A 12,625-nucleotide genomic window follows, 5' to 3' on the forward strand; every position below is an offset into this window, starting at 1 on the left:
AATGGATAAGTCTGGCTGACTCCTTAGGTCCCCCTGTCAGTTCTCGCCTTGATTCGCTAACCACGCAAAAAATTCCTGCTCGTCCATCGTCGAAATTCCAAGTTCCCGGGCCCGGGCCAGCTTGAAACCAGGTTTTTCGCCATAAATGACCGCGTTGGTGCTTTGGGATACCGAGGAGGCCACCTTGGCGCCCAACGCCTCAAGCCGGGCCGCCGCCTCTTTTCGCGTCAACCGGCTCAAAGTCCCCGTCAACACGAAGGTTTGCCCCGCCAACGGCAACGCCTCGGCCGATGTCTCTCGAGGCTGGGCCATGTTAACCCCAAGGCTCTCCAAATCCGCGATCACGGCCCGGTTAACGGGCGCGTCAAAAAATTGCCGCACACTCTCAGCAGTTCGTGGGCCAACGTCGGGCACTGCCGTCAAATCCTCGAGCGACGCATCCATCAAGGCATGCATGTGGCCGAAATGCCGGGCCAGCGTCACACCGCCGCGTTCGCCCACGAACCGAATACCAAGACCGTAAATAAGCCGGGCAAGCGGCTGCGACTTGGACCGCTCAATGTTTTGCAACAATTTTTCCGCCGACACTTCGGCAAATCGCGGTAATGTTAACAGGGACTCCAATGTGAGCCGATAAATGTCGGAAACGGATCCAATTAGTCGGGATTCCAGCAGCAAATCAACCGTTTTTTCGCCCAAGCCCTCAATATCCATGGCATCGCGAGAAGCAAAGTGAATCAAAGATTCGCGCAGCTGCGCGGGACACGAGAGACCGGCCGTGCAACGATGTGCGGATTCACCCGGAACGCGGACCACGGGACCCCCGCAGGCAGGACAGCGCTTAGGAAACTCAAATGGCACCGCATCGTCGGGGCGAAGGCGGGTTTCCACGCGTACCACCTCGGGGATAATTTCACCGGCCTTTCGTACAAACACCGAGTCCCCAATACGCACGTCCAAGGTGCGCAAAATGTCTTCATTGTGTAGAGAGGCCCGGCTGACGCGGGTTCCTGCCAGGATAACCGGTTCAAGCTCGGCGGTCGGCGTCAGCGTGCCGGTTCGGCCTACCGAAATCACAATGTCTTGGACCCGGGTTAAGGCTTCTTCCGGGGGAAACTTATACGCCATGGCCCAGCGCGGCGACTTTTGGGTCGCGCCTAATTCTCGCTGCCAATCCAACCGGTCCAACTTCACGACCAAGCCATCGATATCAAAATCGAGCGGCGGCCGTTCTCCTAGAAAGGTATCAATGAACGCCTGAACGTCCTCGTCAGTCTGACAAAGCCTCCAATGCGGCTCGACCGAGAATCCCCACTCCGCTAACGCTTGAAGAGCATGACTCTGGCGCTCAATGTCCGGGCCTTGGGTTAACTCGCGGATTTCATAGACAAAGGCGGCAAGTCCGCGCTCCCGCGTGATGGCGGGGTCCAGTTGCCGTAATGATCCGGCGGCCGCATTGCGAGGATTGGCGAAAAGCGGAAGCCCACGTTCGGCCCGATCGCCGTTGATGGCGGCAAACCGACTGCGGGGCAAGTACACTTCGCCGCGAAATTGTCCGGAAATGGGTGCGTTCAAACGGGTGGGCACGGCCTGAATCTCGCGCACATTGGCCGTCACATCCTCGCCAACCAGTCCGTCCCCCCGGGTCGCGGCCCGCAGCAGGCGCCCTTCTTGATAATCCAGAACAACCGAAAGCCCGTCAATCTTGAGTTCCATTGTCCACGGCAGGGGCCCCGGCTTATTAAGCCAACCTTCTACACGGCGCGCATATTCGAAGAACTCCTCCTTGGAGTGCAGGTTGCCGAGACTGAGCACGGGCTTTAGGAATCTGACCGTTTTAAACTCCGGCGACAGCCCGCCGCCCACCGTCTCGGTCGGAGAACTGATCGAACGAAACTCCGGAAACTCCTTTTCCAGGCCTTCAAGCTCATGGACAAGTTGATCATATTCGGCGTCAGTAACCTCGGATTGATTGTCGAGATAGTATTGACGGCGGTACGTGTCCAATACCTGTCGGAGCGCTTCGATGCGCTCCTTGGCAGCCTCCCGCTCCACTACGCGCCGGTCTCCTCTCGGGTCAATTGGGCGAACTTGGCTAAAAAGGAACGAACGCCTCCTCCAGGGAAAGCAATGGTCACCTCAGTATCGTCCCCATCACCACGCACCGCCACAATGGTACCCCAGCCGAAACGCGGGTGACGGACCTTCTCGCCTAGAGCCAGCCCTTCCACGGTTCGATTGGCTCCCGAGAGCGCCCGGTCGGGAGGCGCAATGCGCTGGCTCTTCGCCACCAGCTCTTCCGGAATCTCCTTAATAAACCGCGAAACCGGATTGGCGGTGGTCCGTCCCAAAATGGTTCGGGTCTCCGCGTAGGTGACGTAAAGCTCCTCTTGAGCACGTGTGAGTGCCACATACATGAGTCGGCGTTCTTCCTCCACAGTGCCCTCGTCCATGGATCGCATATGGGGAAAAACGCCCTCTTCCAACCCCGCCACAATGACCACTGGGAACTCCAAGCCTTTGGCGCTGTGGACTGTCATAAGCCAAACGCCGCCGGCATCTTCATCGGTCTCGTCCCAGTCGGAGACCAACGCCACCCAGCCCAAGAATTCTCCCAAATCGGGCGTGCCTTGCTCATCCTCGAAACGCTTGGCCTCCGAAATGAGCTCGCCAATATTTTCGAGCCGGTCGTCTGCTTCGCGGGTGCGCTCCTGACGCAGCTGGGTCATGATATGGCTGGCTTCGGCAATATGCCGTACCCGATCAGCCAAACTTTGCCCATCTTGCGCCTGAAAGGACCGCAATAGTTCGGAGAGTTCCAGCGACGCACGCCGCGCTTGCGCGGAAAGTCCCTCGATGTTGCCGGCCGCCGCCAGCGCGCCGGCCAGGGACACGCCTTGATCCAGCGCGTACTCGCGGAGACGACGCTGTGCCACATCGCCGATGCCGCGGCGCGGATAATTGATAATGCGCAAGAGCGACATGTCGTCAGCGGGGTTAAAGACCACCCGGAGATAAGCGAGCACGTCCTTAACTTCCTTACGCTCGTAAAAACGCTTGCCCCCCACCAATCGGTAGGTGATTCCAGCACGGCTCATGGCCATTTCAAAAGCGCGCGACTGGGCGTTGGTCCGGTATAAAATGGCGCAATCGGATAGCTTGTGACCGTGCCGAACCGCCTCGTGAATCACCTCAGCGGCGTACCAGGCTTCGCTTTCTTCATCAGGAGCGCGATAGACGCGGATCTTCTCCCCGTTCTTTTTCTCGGTCCACAGTTCCTTGCCGAGCCGCTCACGATTGTTGCGCACCACCGCATTGGCGGCGTCTAAAATGACTTGCGTCGATCGGTAATTTTCCTCCAAACGCACAATCGTCGCCCCGGGGAAATCGCGTTGGAACTCTAAAATATTGCGCATGTCGGCGCCTCGCCAGCCGTAGATGGACTGGTCGTCGTCACCCACCGCACAGAGATTCCCTTCCGGTCCCACCAAGTGCCGCACCATCTGATACTGCGCTAAGTTGGTATCCTGATACTCGTCCACCAACACGTGACGGAATCGGCGCTGATATTGAGCCTTGACTTCGGGATGGGTATCCAATAACGCTACCGTCTGAAAGATGAGGTCGTCAAAATCCAGCGCGTTTAAGTCCTTCAGCCGCTTTTGATATCGCTCATAAACCTGCCGCACCCGCTCACCGAAGAAGCTGGTGTCAGTCCATTGCTTAGGGCCTTGAAATTTGTTCTTGGCCCGGCTGATGGCGGTTTGAAAGAGCGATGGCGGCCATTCCTTCTCGTCCCAGTTGAACTCGCGTACGATGTCCTTCAAAAGCGAACGCGTATCATCCGTGTCGTATACGACAAACCGGTCATCGTAGCCTAAATGGCGGATGTTCTCGCGCAAAATGCGCACGGCCACCGAATGAAACGTGCCGATCCACATAAAGCGGCTATCGGGTCCGACTAACACACTAATGCGGTTTTTCATCTCCCGTGCCGCTTTATTGGTAAAGGTAAACGCTAAAATTTGCCCGGGATGGACGCCCTGGTTCTGAATCAAGTGGGCGATGCGGTAGGTCAGGGTTCGGGTCTTCCCGCTGCCAGCTCCCGCCAACACTAAAACAGGCCCGTCCGTCGCCAGACAGGCTTGACGCTGCGGTTCATTCAATTCGTCGAATAAATTCATCGGGCGTATCCTCCCAGCACTGATATGTCCATTATATCAGCGCCCGACGCCTAGTGCCATGATTGCACCATGGCCCCCGACCCAGGATGGCGCGGCAGTTGCCCGCGATACCCGAGACCGTTCTCATGCACGGCGACGACGAGTCCGCTTAAGGTATTTTCCCCAGGAGACGATACCAATTGAGCAGGATACCCCCGCCCCTCCCATCGGCGCCGCTCCTTTTCTCCCAGCGCCGGATTTTGAGCCACAATCCAGACTGCCGGCTGCGACGGCCATGACACCTCCGCTTGAACGCGATGGCCGTCTGACGCCAAGCTCCACTCATTCCCGATAGCAGGCCCCAATGTCGCAGTTGCGTCTCGAACTCCGGCTTCCGCACCGGGGCCCTCAGCCCAGATGGTGAGTCGGTTGGGTTCCAGACGAAATCCCTTTGGCTTGCCATGAGCTAAAAAACCCATTTCCAGCAACACACCGATCGCATCCATCTTTATCACCCTGTCGCTTTACCTTATTAATGCATCTTGGAGATATTATGCCCGAGATGCGACCGGGAGTCCACGCTGAAAAATAGGATGTTAGGAACTTGTGTTCCCAAGAGAACTCGACCCGGTCAGTTGCCGATGCCATGGGATCCAACGACTGACAAAGATCCGCGCGGGTCGCAAAAACGCGTATCCGGATAATGCTTACATGGCGCCTTCGCCCTAACGCCTCTCCCGAGTCGGCACGTACGCCAGTCAATACCTTGACGAAACCAAAAATCCCTGAGTTGTCCAATAGAAGGCCCACCGAAATGCTGGCAAAGCTGACGATTCGTTGCAACCACAGAAGATCCGGCATCGATAAAAAGAGGCCTTCTCAAGAGGCATGGCCGCACTGATGTCGCGCGTCTGTCTACCCGTTACCTTCATCCGGAGAAACTTTTCAGGGTGTTGTCACAGGTCAAACGAGAGACATCTGTAGAACAACAGCCTTTTGAGAAAGCCCCGCTTTCATTTCTTGGTGCGATCCAAGACGATGCGATAACCATCGGCTCCGAAGGAAAGACATCGCTTGACGCGCGAAATGGTGGCGGACGACGCCCCGGTCACCTTTTCAATGTCGTCGTAAGTCTGGCCCTCATCGAGCATGCGCGCCACGGCCAGCCGTTGGGCGATCGACTGCAGCTCGCTAATGGTGAGAATATCCTCCAAGAAAGCGTAGCACTCGTCGACCGTTTGGAGGCTCAAAATCGCTTCACACAAGAGATCGGTGTCGTGTGTTTTCAATTTGGGATTCATCGTCCGACCCGCCTGCCCCTTTCGTTGGGCGTCTGCACCAGCACGCCCCTAGGTTCAGCATACGCGGGTTATTTTACCTCAGCAAACAATTACGCTCAATCAGCTCATGGAGCCGCCCGACTTGGACGTGCCGGGACCTGAGGCTCCGCCGGACCCGCCGCCGCTGGAACCACCCGAACTTCCTCCACTGGAGGAACTACCGCCCGAACTGGAGCCGCCCGAGGAACTTCCGCCTGACGACGATCCGCTCGATGACCCGCTAGAGGATTGGCTGCTGGATCCCGAAGAGGTGGCCATTTTCATCAGCGCTGACTTGACCGCCATATCAATGGTGCTAGTCATTTGCGGCGTGGACATGGTTTTGCTGACGTCCATTTCAATTTCTTTTTTGAACGTAGGACTAGAGAGCACCATCGTGACCGCTTTTTCCAAAACCGTTTGCCCAGTGGGCGTCATCAGTGCCTGTTGCAGTTGCGTGGTGGAGATGGTTTCAGCGATTAGCTTTTGCATGCGAGGGGTCTCCATCTCATCGCGCACAGCTTTTTGAATCTCAATGGGCGGCGCACTAGAACTGCTGCTCGACCCACCGGATGAGCTTCCACTCGATCCGCCTGAACTGCTCCCACCGGAACTGCTGCCCCCTGAACTGCTACCGCCAGAGCTTCCGCTTGAGCCCCCTGAATCGCTTGATCCGCTCGAGCCGCCGCTATGGTGGCTGGATGTGGTGCTGCCGTGTTCCGGGGACGGCGACCCCATACTCACGCTGCAACCAGACAACAACAGCATGCCAGCGATGGCCAGCGCCGTCCTAATACGCCATGTTTGTTGCATGCATCCGCACCCCCGCACAATATCTACGGGAAGGATGCCCTCATTGACGAGTGTTCACCGTGCCAATTAATTCCTCTGAACTGGGCTCTAAATCCGCGGCTTCCACACCCAAAGCCGCACCACTGCCCCTATTCCTAAGGCTGCTGCAGCCAATTCCACCAACGAGCCGACACCCGGAATTGTCTCTGCGATGGTAAGCGCCACTCCTCCGCTCACCACGCTGGCATAGAAAAGTCCCGTTTGGTCGGGTCGAAATGCCTGTTGCAGCCGGCGCCCTATGAACCAGACAACGCCCGCGTTGGAAAATACCAGAGCCACGGCCCCCAAAAATGCCAAGAGGAGCGTTAGAGGGATGCCAATAATAATGACGGCCAGCCCCACCATGACGATCACCCAGCCTATTAAAGACAGGCATCCCGTTGTCCCTGCCCGTACTGGCTCATCCTCCATTTCCACTGCCATGCGGTTGAGAGGACGGGGGAACACGGCGATTAAAATGACACTCAATACCACGTTGATCAAAAGGCGCCCAGCCAGCCGCGACCAAAAACCGGGCACGCGACTACCCAAATGTCCTACGGTTGAGAGAACGGACCCCGCACCGGACACCGCTAGGGAGCTTCCTGCCGCCGAACCCAGGCCGACCGAACGCGTTCCTTCAATTCGGCCATCGCCCGGAGTCGAAATATGGCCTGTGCCCACATCCACGTTCCCGGTAACCGTTCCGGAAACCACCACATTGCCCACGTTGACGTCGACATTCCCATCGACCCGCCCCGCCACCGTCACGTTTCCCACGTTGACATGGATATTGCCGTGAAACACTTGCCCGGCCGGCACGGTGTAATTGCCCACCGACTGGTTGACATTCTGGGCATAAACGCCCTCTGAAAAGCCGAAAATGAGACTCGCCAGGAGACCAAGAAGCCCCAATAAGAAGGCCAGCCGCTTCATGAGTTTCGCTCCTTTAACGGTCCACGACCGCGATGCCAAAGAAACCCGAGTCCGAAAATGAGGAGAACGGCCGTCTCAACCACTAACGGCAGGTGGAAGGCGAGCCACTCGAGTCCTGCAACCCACACCGCACTTAGCATCCACTGCCAGAAGCTAAGCACCATGGCCGATTGCCACACCATGCCCGCCACCAGAAGCCCATAGAATGACGCCATGGCAACCCATAAGCGCCGTGCCGAACGCCGCGGCAACGGCAATTGGCGAATTTCTGCCATCACCTGGTGCATCACCCGGTCATGCGAAGACTGGTCAATCATCGAGACTCTCTCCTTCCCAGAGCGCCGCTTTCAGCCGTCGCCGTGCTCGCCACCACTTGGTTTTAGCCGCCCCGGAACTCATGCCGGTTAAACGTCCAACATCCGCCCACGACCGTCCCTCGGCAACGGCCAGTCGGAAAAGCTCCCGTTCTTCCGAATTGAGGACATCGCCGAGTGTTGTTTCGAGAGCCACCACCCCCTCAAACCCGGGCTCGGCGGCTTCGCGGCGGTCCAAGAATTGCACCCCCCGGTCTCGATCCCGTCCGATTCGGCAGCATTCCCGAATGACAATCCGGGTCGCCCAGGTTGAAAACTTGGCGCGGCGGTGGAATTGCCCCAAATGCTGATAGCATTGCACCAGCGCATTTTGCACGGCGTCCTCGCCATCTTGGACACTGCCAAGCCACGCGGCTGCCATCCGGATCCAGAAGTTCAGATGTGGTTCGATGAGAACGGCAAACGCCTCTCGGTCGCCATTCAGCACCGCCTCGATTGCCGCCCGCTCATCCACCTGCCACCATCGCCCCTTTTCCTCTATTAGAGCCAGCGTTGCGAGGAAAAGTCACACAGGAAGATAAATTTTGTTCCAGAAATGACAAAGAGCGGCGGAAGGCCGCTCCTCTTTCGTCTCTATAACTCGCCGATATCAGGTCGTATGTAACTGTCCGGAAAGTCTATCTGGCTTACCCGCTGATATGCCTTGGCGCGAGCTTCGGGCAGAGTTTTGGCCCAGCCGCTCACGGTCAGGACACGGCCGCCCTGGCTGACAAATCCGTCGCCATCACGCCCTGTTCCGGCGTGGAATACCTGGGTATCCTCCGCCTCGGGACCCAACACGATCCTCATGCCACGTTGAGGATGCACCGGATAGCCGCGAGCGGCCATCACCACCGCCACTGCCGCCTGCCGAGGCTCGGGCAACGCAGGGACGTCTCCTTGGCTTACCCGGTACCAGAAATCCCACCAATCCACATCGACAAGCGGCACCACGACCTGAGTCTCGGGGTCCCCGAGTCGTACATTGAATTCCAGCACCTTAGGCCCCTCTGCCGTTATCATGAGCCCCGCATAGAGAACTCCGCGATAGAGCAAGTCGCCCTCGGAGAGATAGGTCATGATGGGATCCAAAATCATACGGTTAATCTCTCCCGTCAGGGCCGCGTCCAAGGGAATGGGCGCGACCGCACCCATTCCGCCGGTGTTGGGGCTTTGTGCCTCCGGAGTAAGCCGTTTGTAGTCGCGAGCCGTCGGCAGCCAGACGTATTGGCGGCCATTGGTGACCACCTGAACAGAGAGTTCCCATCCGGAAAGAAACTCTTCAAACAGCACGCCATCGCGCCAGATATCCTGGGAGGACCAGACGTTAAGTACTTCTCGGGCGTGCTCAGGATCGGGGGCCACCACCACTCCTTTACCCTGTGCCAGACCGCTTTGTTTCAGCACCATAGGCCAGTGTCGGCTCTCGGCAATCATGGTCCAAAGTTCTTCCGGATGATGCGCCGCACGCGCACCGGCGGTGGGAATGTCATATTGGCGCATCACCTCTTTGGCCAGCCGCTTGCTGCTCTCTAGCCGGGCCGCCTTGGCCGACGGTCCGACCACGGGGAAGCCCGCCGCCCTCAGAGCATCCGACCAGCCCGCTGCCAACGGAGCCTCCGGTCCAATCACAGTCAAGGGCCGACGGGTACCGAAATAGGCGATGACGTCGTCGGGCCCCTGAGATGGAAAGCAGGTGGCGTCCTGGCAAATGCCTGCGTTCCCGGGGGTGGAGTAGACATCACACCCGCTTTTTTTTAATCCCCAGACCAGTGCGTGCTCACGGGCTCCTCCGCCTACAACCAGCGCTTCTCTCTCCATAGCCCCTCCTAATGCCGGAAATGACGCTCATCGGTCATGATTAGCGTAATGCCCGCCTCATTGGCCTCATCAATGGATTCCTGATCGCGTAGCGACCCACCCGGTTCCACCACGACCGCCACCCCGCGTTCGCCGCAGAGCTTCAAGACGTCTCCAAACGGGAAAAAGCCATCCGAGGCCACGATGGCGCCCCGGGCTTTGTCCCCGGCTCGGTCAAGCGCCTGGCGGGCGGCATCGATGCGGTTGGTTTGCCCGCCGCCAATCCCTAAGGTCACGCCGTCTTTGACCACTACAATCGCATTGGACTTTACCCGGGCGACCGTTTTCCAAGCCAGGTCCAAGTCCCGGCTCAACGCCTCCAAGTCCGCCGCAGGGCCCGCCACGTGCCGCCAAGCCCCCAGAGGCTTTTGGATGGCATCCGCCGGCTGAACCAGCACCCCGCCCAAAATTCCTTTAAAGTCTAGCGAGGGATGCGGTTCAAACGACATCACCAGCACGCGCAAATTCTTTTTCTTGGCCAAGATGGCCGCCGCGTCCGGCTCCACTGCCGGGGCGACCACCACCTCAAGAAAGATCTCGGTCAGTTTTGCCGCTAACGCCCGGTCGACGGGCCGATTGACTGCCACAACCCCACCAAAAATGGAGACGGGATCGGCATCGTGTGCGCGTTGATAGGCGTCTAATATTGTTTCGCCAAACGCCGTCGAGGAGGGCGTTTGATGCTTGACCACGACGGCTGCGGGACCAGACAAATCACGCGCCAGCTTGACCGCCGTGTCGGCATCCGCGTAGTTATTGAATGAGAGCGCCTTACCCTGCAGAAGTTGGGCGTCCGCGAACCCGACCCGTGGGGCGAAGGCGTAAAACGCTCCCGTCTGATGAGGATTTTCCCCATAGCGGAGAGTCCCTTGGCGGCGACCCGCGAGGGCTAAAAGATCCGGCTGTTCTCCCGGTTCCGACAACGCCTCAGCGATGATGGCGTCATAGTAGGCGACATGACGAAATGCTTCCACGGCCAATCGGCGACGGGCGGCCTCATCGTGGAGCCCATCCATATAGGGCTCATATTGTCCCGGGTCCACCAGCACTGCCACCCGTTCATTATTCTTGGCCGCGGCGCGAATGAGCGAGACTCCGCCAATATCAATCTCCTCAATCAATTCCGCGCCGGTGAGCCCTTCCTGCCAGCGCCGCTCAAAGGGATAGAGGTTGACCACCACGACACGGATATCGGGCGCCCCCATGGTTTCCCGCTGCGCTTGATGATCCAGCTTGGATGAAGCCAAAAGCCCCCCGTAGATGAGAGGATGCAACGTCTTTACGCGCCCGTCCAAAATCTCCCCAAACCCGGTCAAGGATTCGACCGTGGCAACCTCAAAACCGTTGTCCATTAGATGGCGCGCCGTGCTGGCGGTAGCCAAGAGCTTCAACCCCTGCTCATCCCTCAAATGCCGAGCCAATTCCACCAACCCGGTTTTATCGCTGACACTTAAAAGTGCCCATGAATCCATGGTGGCTGTTCCTCCTTGTAGTGAACTCCATCGTCTTGAAGCCACGCGCTGCCCTCGTCCACCGCGTGCAAGACCCGCGGATAGAGGCGGTGTTCTGTGGCGTGAATACGGGCTTCCAGGTCGGCCAATGAGTCCCCGGGCAAGCGGGGCACCGGTGCTTGGGCCACCAATGGGCCGGTGTCGTGTCCTTCATCCACGAAGTGGACACTCACCCCCGTCCACAGCACACCATCCGAAAAAGCGCGTTCAATCGCATGCAGACCCGGGTAAGCCGGGAGAAGGGAAGGATGGAGATTCAGAATCCGGCCGCGATAGGCTTGAATAGTCTGAGGTTGAAGCCATCGCAAAAATCCTGCCATGGCCACCGCGTCAATCCGATGGGCCCCCAGCGTCCGCGCTAATTCCTGGTCGTACCTGGCACGGTCAGGAAAGGCTTTGGCGGTTATCACCACCGCCTCCAGCCCATACTCCCGGGCGATGTCGAGCGCTCCCACGCCCATCCGGTTCGAGATGACCAAATGCACAGGAAGGCCACTGGCTAAAATGGCGCGCAGATTGCTGCCCGTCCCTCCCACCAAAACGGCCCATCTCATCGGATCTCGACCCCCGGCTGCTGGCGCACCACGCCGATGGGGTAGGAGTCAATCTGGTGGCGGGACAAAATGCTCTGGCAACGCTCGACCTCCGAAGGACTAAGCGTCACCGTAAAGCCGATGCCCAGATTGAAAGCATGCGCCATCTCGGAATCCTCAATCTCCCCCCAGCTCTGAATGAGATCCATTTCCGGCGGTTTCGGCCATTGACTTGCCTCTAGTAGAGCCCCGAGCCCGTTCAAGGTCCGGGGAAGATTGTCTGGAAGGCCGCCCCCGGTAATGTGCGCCATCGCCTTGACGCCCACCTGGCTCCACAAATCTTTGATCGCCGCCACGTAGATGCGGGTCGGCGTAAGCAGCACCTCGCCCAACGTCCGACCCCCGAGCACCGACGGGCGGTCGTCAAGGCGATGCCCGCTCATTTTGACGACGCGACGCGCCAATTGAAACCCATTAGCGTGAAAGCCGGAGGATGCAAGGCCCAGCACCACGTCACCGGCCTGCGGCGGCTGCATGGGGCGAAATCGGCGCACTCCCACCGCGAACCCCGAGAGATCGAAGTCCCCTTCAGGATACAAATCAGGCATCTCGGCGGTCTCACCGCCTAAGAGCGCCGCCCCGGCCTCCCGGCATCCTGCCGCCACACCCGCCACCAAATCTCGTACGCGCGCAGGATCAAGATAGCCTAAGGCCACATAATCGAGGAAAAAGAGCGGCTCCCCGCCTGCAGCGAGGACATCATTGACATTCATGGCCACCAGGTCAATGCCGATGGTGTCGAAGCGGCCCAGTTCTTTGGCCAGCAGCAATTTTGAGCCCACTCCATCGGCACCTGCCAAGAGATCCTCGCCACCCAGTCGAAAGGCTCCTGCAAACCCCCCTACATCCGCCACGACTTCGGGCCGCCGCGTGCTTTGGGCCAAAGGCTTAATCCAATCCACGGCCTGATTGCCTCGCTCAATGCTGACGCCGCTGGCTTCATAGGTCATTTTTGATGGGTTATCGTTCTTGGACATTGAGCTCCTCCTACCTTAGTTTTTTGTGTGAAACCTGTTGTTCTCATTGATTTTTGTGAAATCCCGGGACCTCTGCGACCGT

The 12,625-nt window shown here is 58.5% G+C and carries 12 protein-coding genes; 1 reads left to right on the plus strand and 11 read right to left on the minus strand.

The annotated features are described in order from the left end of the window. Positions 1 to 36: 36 nt before the first annotated feature. The 4 genes from ligA to HIJ39_RS09580 all read right to left on the minus strand — a co-directional run bounded on the left by ligA (position 37) and on the right by HIJ39_RS09580 (position 5,464). The gene (ligA, locus tag HIJ39_RS09565; protein ID WP_169099058.1) at positions 37 to 2,055 is read right to left on the minus strand and encodes an NAD-dependent DNA ligase LigA; all 2,019 of its coding nucleotides are present in this window, start codon (positions 2,053 to 2,055) and stop codon (positions 37 to 39) included. After that, positions 2,055 to 4,184 (minus strand): ATP-dependent helicase, encoded by a 2,130-nt coding sequence (locus HIJ39_RS09570; RefSeq protein WP_169099060.1) that lies wholly within the window; start codon positions 4,182 to 4,184, stop codon positions 2,055 to 2,057. The genes ligA and HIJ39_RS09570 overlap by 1 nt, the downstream gene beginning before the upstream one ends. A 50-nt stretch (positions 4,185 to 4,234) precedes the next feature. Continuing rightward, positions 4,235 to 4,669 carry a hypothetical protein gene (locus HIJ39_RS09575; RefSeq protein ID WP_169099062.1) on the minus strand — a complete coding sequence of 145 codons (435 nt, stop codon included), beginning with the start codon at positions 4,667 to 4,669 and terminating at the stop codon, positions 4,235 to 4,237. A 507-nt stretch (positions 4,670 to 5,176) separates the two neighbouring features. Further along, positions 5,177 to 5,464, minus strand: a complete 288-nt coding sequence (locus tag HIJ39_RS09580) for a YerC/YecD family TrpR-related protein (RefSeq protein ID WP_169099064.1) — start codon at positions 5,462 to 5,464, stop codon at positions 5,177 to 5,179. 121 nt (positions 5,465 to 5,585) lie between these two features. On the opposite strand from HIJ39_RS09580, the gene HIJ39_RS23670 reads away from it, so the two are divergent. Then, positions 5,586 to 6,011 carry a hypothetical protein gene (locus HIJ39_RS23670; protein ID WP_207711583.1) on the plus strand — a complete coding sequence of 142 codons (426 nt, stop codon included), beginning with the start codon at positions 5,586 to 5,588 and terminating at the stop codon, positions 6,009 to 6,011. Between the two features lie 371 nt (positions 6,012 to 6,382). Here the strand turns inward: HIJ39_RS23670 and HIJ39_RS09590 are convergent, their stop codons facing one another. The 7 genes from HIJ39_RS09590 to purM form a co-directional block, all read right to left on the minus strand. Then, positions 6,383 to 7,249 (minus strand): DUF8173 domain-containing protein, encoded by an 867-nt coding sequence (locus HIJ39_RS09590; protein ID WP_169099068.1) that lies wholly within the window; start codon positions 7,247 to 7,249, stop codon positions 6,383 to 6,385. After that, positions 7,246 to 7,566 carry a hypothetical protein gene (locus HIJ39_RS09595; RefSeq protein ID WP_169099069.1) on the minus strand — a complete coding sequence of 107 codons (321 nt, stop codon included), beginning with the start codon at positions 7,564 to 7,566 and terminating at the stop codon, positions 7,246 to 7,248. Before HIJ39_RS09595 ends, HIJ39_RS09590 begins: the two co-directional genes overlap by 4 nt. Next, positions 7,559 to 8,077 (minus strand): sigma-70 family RNA polymerase sigma factor, encoded by a 519-nt coding sequence (locus tag HIJ39_RS09600; RefSeq protein WP_169099072.1) that lies wholly within the window; start codon positions 8,075 to 8,077, stop codon positions 7,559 to 7,561. The genes HIJ39_RS09595 and HIJ39_RS09600 overlap by 8 nt, the downstream gene beginning before the upstream one ends. A gap of 119 nt (positions 8,078 to 8,196) precedes the next feature. After that, positions 8,197 to 9,423: a phosphoribosylamine--glycine ligase gene (purD, locus tag HIJ39_RS09605; protein ID WP_169099074.1), complete on the minus strand. Its 1,227-nt coding sequence runs from the start codon at positions 9,421 to 9,423 to the stop codon at positions 8,197 to 8,199. 8 nt (positions 9,424 to 9,431) lie between these two features. Next, on the minus strand, positions 9,432 to 10,934 hold the full coding sequence (gene purH / locus HIJ39_RS09610) for a bifunctional phosphoribosylaminoimidazolecarboxamide formyltransferase/IMP cyclohydrolase (RefSeq protein ID WP_169099076.1): 1,503 nt from the start codon (positions 10,932 to 10,934) through the stop codon (positions 9,432 to 9,434). Further along, positions 10,913 to 11,527, minus strand: a complete 615-nt coding sequence (gene purN / locus HIJ39_RS09615) for a phosphoribosylglycinamide formyltransferase (protein WP_169099078.1) — start codon at positions 11,525 to 11,527, stop codon at positions 10,913 to 10,915. Before purN ends, purH begins: the two co-directional genes overlap by 22 nt. Further along, entirely contained in the window at positions 11,524 to 12,543 is a 1,020-nt protein-coding gene (purM, locus tag HIJ39_RS09620; protein WP_169099079.1) for a phosphoribosylformylglycinamidine cyclo-ligase, read from the minus strand. The genes purN and purM overlap by 4 nt, the downstream gene beginning before the upstream one ends. Positions 12,544 to 12,625: the final 82 nt, after the last annotated feature.

The sequence above is a fragment of the Sulfobacillus harzensis genome, assembly GCF_012933365.1.
Lineage (GTDB): Bacteria > Bacillota > Sulfobacillia > Sulfobacillales > Sulfobacillaceae > Sulfobacillus_B > Sulfobacillus_B harzensis.